Consider the following 6000-nt stretch of genomic DNA (forward strand, 5'->3'; position numbering starts at 1 on the left):
CGGTGCCGACGATCGCTCAGCTCATGCCCACGAAACGGTCCAGCACCCGCACCCCGAACTGGAGTCCGTCCACTGGGACGCGCTCGTCGACCCCGTGGAACATGCCCGCGAAATCCAGCTCCGGCGGGAGCTTCAGCGGGGAGAAGCCGTAGTTGCGCACCCCGAGGCGGGAGAAACTCTTCGCGTCCGTACCGCCCGAGAGGCAGTAGGGAACAGCCTTGGCGCCCGGGTCCTCGGCCAGCAGGGACTCCGACATCGCGTTGACCAGACCGCCGTCGAAGGAGGTCTCCACCGAGGGCAGGTGGTGGATGAACTCGCGGCTGACCTTCGGGCCGAGGAGCTCGTCGACCTTGGCGAAGTACTCGTCCTCGGTGCCGGGCAGGAAGCGCCCGTCGACCTGCGCGGTGGCCTCACCCGGAATGACGTTGGCCTTGTAGCCGCCGCCGAGCACCGTCGGGTTGAGGGTGTTGCGCAGAGTTGCACCGATCATCTTGGCGATCGGCCCCAGCCGGGCCACCGTGGCGTCGACGTCCTTCTCGTCGAAGGGGATGCCGAACTCCTCGCAGATCTCCTCGAGGAAGGTCCGCACGGTCGGGGTCAGCTGCACCGGGAACTCGTGCTGACCCAGGCGCGCGACGGCGGCGGCCAGCTCGGTGACCGCGTTGTCGCTGCTGACCATCGAACCGTGCCCCGCGGTGCCGCGCGCGGTGAGCTTCATCCACGCGATGCCCTTCTCCGCGGTCTCCACCAGGTAGAGGCGACGGTTCTCGTTGACCGTGAAGGAGAAGCCGCCGACCTCGCTGATCGCGGAGTCGCAGTCTGCGAATAGTTCAGGGTGCTCGTTCACCAGGTACTGGGCACCCCAGGTACCGCCGGCCTCCTCGTCGGCGAGGAAGGCCAGCACGATGTCCCTCGGAGGCTTGCGCCCCTCCCGGAGCCGCTGCCGCAGCATGGCCAGGACCATCGCGTTCATGTTCTTCATGTCGACCGCGCCGCGGCCCCACACGCATCCGTCGGCGACCTCGGCCGCGAAGGGGTGGTGGGTCCAGTCCTCCGGGGCGGCCGGCACCACGTCCAGGTGCCCGTGGATGAGCAGCGGCGGCCGGCTGGAGTCCTCGCCCGTGATCCGCGCCACCACGTTGCTGCGCCCGGGGTGCTTCTCGTAGATCCGCGACTCCACCCCGACCTCGTCGAGCCTGGTCGCCACGTACTCTGCGGCCTTGCGCTCTCCCGGCCCCGAGTGGTCGCCGTAGTTGGAGGTGTCGAACTCGATCAGCTCGCGACACAGGTCGACGACCTCGACCTCCGCCGCACTCAAGCCCTTGTCTGGTTCCGCCATCTGGCTCTCCCGTCTGCGGCCGCACCTTTTGCCCTAGAGACTGCCACGGTCACCCCCGGGCGGAAAACTGGTTCGGAGCCCTTCAGACCTTTGCTATGGTTGAACCTGTTCGGCGCGAGAGCGGCCGAGCGCCCCAGTCCGGGTGGCGGAATAGGTAGACGCGCTAGCTTGAGGTGCTAGTGGCCGTTAAGGCTGTGGGGGTTCAAGTCCCCCCTCGGACACGAACCATCCCCCTACGGGGGTCGTTGGATTTTTGGTGCGGGTCGAGGTGAATCTCGGCCCGCACGCTGTTTTTCACGGGGTCATAGCGCATCCGCAGGCCCAAGCCCTGGTAGAGCTCGACCTTGTCCCATGGCTCGGCTTCACCGAGCACTCGGGCGCTGTCGCCCAGGTCGTTAACCATTCTCATGATGTCCTCCTTACCGGCCTTCTTCGGCGTCCGCTCTATACGGTGCACCTTGGCCTCAGCGGCTGACCTCTCAGCCTTGGTCTCGTTCATCCACTGCGTGACCTCTACTGGGTCGGCACCAGCCTCCAGTACCGCACGGTGCTGTTTGAGCTTGCGGTCGCACTCAGACATCGTCTGTCTATGTTCAGCGATCTCGCGAGTTCTCCGGGCGTCCTCTCCCGTGTCCTCCTTCATGAGTGCGTCTACTGTCGCTTCGATCCGGCTCGGGGAGAACTCGCCCGCGATCCACCTGTCCAGTACAGGAACCACATCGGCCTCCCGCACGTAGACGTTCCGGGGGTGGTGGACCTTGTTGGCCAAGGCGTACTCCTCGGGGAACCGGCAGCGGTAGTAGGCCTCCTCACGCAACCACTGACCTTGCATCCTGCGGTCGCACAGGCAGCACTCGAACGCCCCCCGGAACAGGTAGGGGTTTAGGGTTCGACGTGTCTTGTGCTCTCCGCCCGGGGTCCGGCCGCGTGAGCCCATCAGGGCCTTCGCCTGGGCGAAGTCCTCGTAGGTGATCAAGGGCTCATGGACCTGGTCACGCGACCACACCCAGTCATCGTCGGAGTTCCACCGCAACAGGGTGTGGTGGCCGAGTTGGACGTCGTTGACGTCGATGAGGACCTCGTCCTTGCGCTGTTTGGCCCACACCTGGTGACCGGTGTACCGGGGGTTCTTCAGGATCGCTCGGACCGCGCCTTTGGACCAGGCGATCCCGGAGCGGTGGCTGTTTCGCCTGCGGTCATGGGCCGAGGGCGAGGGAATACCATCGCGAGTCAGGCCTTCGGCGATAGCGAAAATGCCCAGTCCGATCAGGTACTCGGCGAAGATCCTCGCCACCACCCAGGCCGTCTGAGGATCGGGGACCAGCCGCCGCATTCTCTTGCCGTCTGCGGCCTTGGAGGGGTTGGGGTGGGGACCAGCGTCCACAAGCATGTACCCATATGGGGGGCGCCCTCCCAAGTACCGGCCCTCCAACAGAGCTTGGGCAGCCATGGCGCTGCGGACGCGTGTCTTGATCCGCGTTCGCTCGCCTTTGGAGATCCCGCCATACATCGACATGATCAACTCATGCGCCTCGTTGGAGGGGTCGATGGGCCCACCGATTTCGGGTACCCACAGCTGTACGCCGTAGTGCTCGAACACCGGTGAGGTCATCATGAACTGGCTGCCATAGAAGGCCCGTTGCGGTTCTCCGATTACCACCGCCTGGAAGCCTCGTCTGGGGTCGGGAAGGGAGTTCAGCAAGCGGCTGGCCTCTGGGCGGCGCTGCGGAGGGATCGAGCGTGACCGATCGATGTCGAAGTACTCCGCTACGATCCGCCCACGAGGGCCGATCAGCGTTTCGGCACGAGCCTTCTGCCAGTTGCGCGAGGATTCAGGATCCTGTTGGTCCTCGGTGGACACGCGCCCGAGGAAGGCAAAATCCAGTGGTTCCTGGACCGTGGACATGTCTCAGGTCCTTCTGTCGTCTGACAAGGGGTCAATGTCGTCGGCGATTCGCCGTGCGTACGCTTTGCGGATAATCCGCAGTAGTGCTTGAGCCGCTTCGGGGGTCAGGCACGGAGGGGCTTCCGGCGGGTGCACAGTAGGGGCACCCTCGCGTACGCAGTCGGGATTGGTGTGCCCTTGAGGATAGGTGACAGCAGCACCATTTTCACAGTGTTTTAGCTGGTGAGGGCCTTTCTCTTCCTCTTTAGCCACACAAACCTCCCTCAGAGGTAAGGGGCGGGAGAGCGGCAAGACCGGCACTCGTTCGGCAATGCCGCCATTGCCGCTGCCATGACCCGTTCGGCTGGTGATCCTGACGGTGCTGGACCTCTGAGACTCTGTTCAGAAGGGCGGGAACGAGGCCGGGTTGAAGGTACGGGACGACGCCGCTGGGAGAGGGCCCATGGCATCGCGGCAACGAAAGAGTGCGGTCGATCGGTTGCAATCCGCCGCTCATGGGGCCTCCCAGCGGACCCTCGAAACTTCCTCGGTCCGTGGCCGTCGGGGCGAATGCCACCCCTCCCGAGGCGGCAGTGCCGCGACGGGTTTCCAACCGGCGGCGCGCAGTGACGCCCCGGTCTCATCGGCGCGGGTGTAGGTCACCAGATGCCGGTAGGCCAAAGCTCGGGCAGCACGCGCCGATGCTCCGTAGAGCTTCGAGCAGGCATTGCGTGTACCGTTGCTGGCGAGTCGGGTGACTTCGAGTGTGCGACCATCATCAAGCCCACGTGCTACCGGTCGTCCGACTACCGCTACGGCAACGAGGACGCCATCCTCGTTCAACAACCCCAGACTGAACTTGTGGCCGCGTGGCGGGGCGAGGTGACGGTGCCAGACCTCGACGTAGGCGCGAGCTTCAGCGAGCGGCACGGGCACCAGTGTCAGTCCCATGCCGCGCCTCCCCCTTCGGCATAGGCCATCTCGGCGAGCAGGTGCCGAACGGCAGCGGCGGCCTGTTGCGGCACCACGCCGTTGCCGAGAGCCTGGAGCTGGGCACGGCGCGGTATGCCAAGCTCCGGGGCGGTCACCCACCCATGCGGCAGGCCCATCATCCACTCCACCAGTTCGTCACTTAGCCGGGGTTGTCCTCGGGTGCCGACCTCAGTGGGCGCCGGTGCCGCTCTGCCGAACACCTTCTCCCAGTGCCGGATCGCGGGTTCGTAGTCTGCCCATGCGTACGCAAACGGTGCCGGTGGGGGCGCGGCTGGGTGTCGTTGTTGCCGTTGGTTGTAGCGATGGCCGCGCAGGGCAAGCTGGGGTTGCCGCGCGAATCCTTCTGCCCGGGATTTCCGTTGACGTGATCGCTCGCACGTGGTGTGGGCAGCGATCTCCCTCGTGTGCGGGCACTGCTGGTGGTGTGCGCAGAGCGGGTGCGTGCGCGCGCGGATGTGACGGGCGGGTGGCAGAGCACGTCGGACAGACGCACCTGGCGTCCGCGCTGCGTACGCGCGAGTGGATTCGCGGGGCCCCGAGACCCGTCGCTGAAACCTGGGGTGGGCAACAACGAACACCCGCTCACGTCTGTGGGGTGCTCCGATGTCACAGGCGCGTACGCAACGCCAGCGTGCGTCATACCCCGCTTGGGCCAGGTCTGCGAGTACGCGGTCGAACCCTCGATTCCTCCCCCTGAGGGCGAGCACGTTCTCCAGCACAACGAGTTGCGGTCGTAGTTGGCGAAGGGCGTCCATGACTCGGAACCACACACCTGACCGGTCTCCCTTCTCGATTCCATCGCCCCTGCCGGCGATGCTGATGTCCTGGCACGGCCAACCTGCGGTGAGCACATCGACCGGATCCACGCCTTCCCATGTCACCGTGGTGATATCTCCGAGATTGCATACGCCCGGGTACCGGTGCGTTAGCAGGTGCTCGACGTCGGGATCGTTGTCGGCAACCCAGGCCAGGTGGGCGTTGCCGCCCAGTGCCGCGGCAACCCCCATGTCGAGTCCGGCATAGCCGGTGCACAACGAGCCAATCCGCAACTCCTGGGTCGCGGTGGCCAGTGCTGCGTGGGGTCGGGTGGTGGTGATCATCGACACTCCTCGCTGACGCGTTTGATCATCCGATCGGCCCGTGCTGTCTGAAGCTCGATGCCGATGGCGTACCGGTCGAGGTGGTGGGCTGCCTGCAGGGTCGTGCCGTAACCGGCGAAGCAGTTCAGGACCGTGCCGCCGGGGCGGCATCCGGCGGCAATGGCGCGCAGGGGCACCTCGATCGGGAAGCCGACCGAAGAGGCCGTCCGGGCCCGTGTGGGGATGGTCCGCACATCGCCGGGGTGGTGGCTCTGTTGCAGGGGTGCGCTGGTGCGGGCCGTGGCCATGCCGCTGCAGAGACCGTCTTGGGTGGCTGCGTACGCACGATCCCGGCCGGGATCGGGGTTGAGGGCCTTCGGTTCCTGGGGCGTTGAGTGTGCGGGGCCGGGGCGTGGGTCGAAGTAGTACCAGCGCTGTTTGACCAGGAGGAACAGCAGTTCGTAGTGGCAGGAGAAGCGGTCGGCCACCGGGCGGGATGCGGCGTTGGGTTTGTGCCAGATGAGGGCGTTGCGCAGGATCCAGCCGTCCTCTTGCAGGGCCGTGGCAACCCGCCAGGCGGAGTGTGTCAAGTCGAATCGGACAGGGGTAGGTGATCGTCAGGCCGCTTCACACAGGTCAGCGCTGTGCTGCGCGGTAGGTGCGGTGTCCGGTTCGTTGATCCACGCGGCCTCGGGAAGAGCAGG

The 6000-nt window shown here is 65.9% G+C and carries 5 protein-coding genes and 1 tRNA gene; 1 reads left to right on the plus strand and 5 read right to left on the minus strand.

What is annotated here, in order from left to right; all coding sequences use genetic code 11:
* Positions 1–16: 16 nt before the first annotated feature.
* On the minus strand, positions 17–1339 hold the full coding sequence (locus tag ACYVD1_RS15105; protein WP_460772617.1) for a M20/M25/M40 family metallo-hydrolase: 1323 nt from the start codon (positions 1337–1339) through the stop codon (positions 17–19).
* Positions 1340–1475: 136 nt separating this feature from the next.
* Between ACYVD1_RS15105 and ACYVD1_RS15110 the strand changes: the two genes are divergently transcribed.
* Positions 1476–1560: transfer RNA gene (locus tag ACYVD1_RS15110), tRNA-Leu, on the plus strand.
* On the opposite strand, the gene ACYVD1_RS15115 is transcribed toward ACYVD1_RS15110, so the two are convergent.
* From ACYVD1_RS15115 to ACYVD1_RS15130, 4 genes are all read right to left on the minus strand, one after another.
* Positions 1542–3245, minus strand: a complete 1704-nt coding sequence (locus ACYVD1_RS15115; protein ID WP_460772620.1) for a recombinase family protein — start codon at positions 3243–3245, stop codon at positions 1542–1544. The genes ACYVD1_RS15110 and ACYVD1_RS15115 overlap by 19 nt on opposite strands.
* Before the next feature lie 492 nt (positions 3246–3737).
* The gene (locus ACYVD1_RS15120; RefSeq protein WP_460772624.1) at positions 3738–4175 is read right to left on the minus strand and encodes an XF1762 family protein; all 438 of its coding nucleotides are present in this window, start codon (positions 4173–4175) and stop codon (positions 3738–3740) included.
* Positions 4166–5317 carry a DNA cytosine methyltransferase gene (locus tag ACYVD1_RS15125; RefSeq protein ID WP_460772626.1) on the minus strand — a complete coding sequence of 384 codons (1152 nt, stop codon included), beginning with the start codon at positions 5315–5317 and terminating at the stop codon, positions 4166–4168. The genes ACYVD1_RS15120 and ACYVD1_RS15125 overlap by 10 nt, the downstream gene beginning before the upstream one ends.
* Positions 5314–5886: a DNA methyltransferase gene (locus tag ACYVD1_RS15130; protein ID WP_460772629.1), complete on the minus strand. Its 573-nt coding sequence runs from the start codon at positions 5884–5886 to the stop codon at positions 5314–5316. Before ACYVD1_RS15130 ends, ACYVD1_RS15125 begins: the two co-directional genes overlap by 4 nt.
* Positions 5887–6000 lie beyond the last annotated feature (114 nt).

The organism is Nocardiopsis nanhaiensis (assembly GCF_054778635.1).

Coding starts and splice junctions, on each gene's coding strand:
- ACYVD1_RS15120 (WP_460772624.1), bottom strand. CDS start 4,175: ATGGGACTGACACTGGTGCCCGTGCCGCTCGCTGAAGCTCGCGCCTAC.
- ACYVD1_RS15105 (WP_460772617.1), bottom strand. CDS start 1,339: ATGGCGGAACCAGACAAGGGCTTGAGTGCGGCGGAGGTCGAGGTCGTC.
- ACYVD1_RS15125 (WP_460772626.1), bottom strand. CDS start 5,317: ATGATCACCACCACCCGACCCCACGCAGCACTGGCCACCGCGACCCAG.
- ACYVD1_RS15115 (WP_460772620.1), bottom strand. CDS start 3,245: ATGTCCACGGTCCAGGAACCACTGGATTTTGCCTTCCTCGGGCGCGTG.